This is a genomic window from Seonamhaeicola marinus, from assembly GCF_008085455.1.
This window is the reverse complement of record NZ_VSDQ01000567.1, coordinates 1-424: the sequence shown is the minus strand read 5'-3', so window position 1 is coordinate 424 and position 424 is coordinate 1. Positions and strand designations below refer to the sequence as shown.

Sequence of the window (424 nt, the reverse complement as noted above, 5' to 3'; positions counted from 1 at the left end):
TAATAAACAAAATGAGTATTTGAAAAATTAGCCCAACAAAGTAGCGTGATAGTAAATCTTTTATTTTTTCAGAAGACGCTTTCCAGCGTGTTTCTTTATTATCAGGTATAAGTGTTAATATGCTGTTTTCAAATAAACGACTGTCTTTTAAAAAGAAAAATGAAATAAATAACACCGAAAAAAGCCCAATACTAAAGCTGCCTAAGCCACTAATTACCGAGTTTAAAAAGTTTGGAATTACCGAGAAATCTAGTTTTGAAAACAGATTGGAGTCTTTTAATGATTGCTCAACATCAATTTGATGTAAATCAAAATACGTAATTATTTCAGTGTATAGTGTTTCTATATCACTTTGTAATTCATTGATGTTTAATAATGATAAATTTTGCCCTTGTTTAATAATTAACGGAATAAACAAGCTAAT

General features: G+C 27.8%; 1 protein-coding gene. It reads right to left on the bottom strand.

The genetic code is table 11. From position 1 onward, the window contains the following. Positions 1-424, bottom strand: a 424-nt coding sequence (locus FUA24_RS08305; protein ID WP_148541274.1) for an AI-2E family transporter, incomplete at both ends; no start/stop codon positions are given.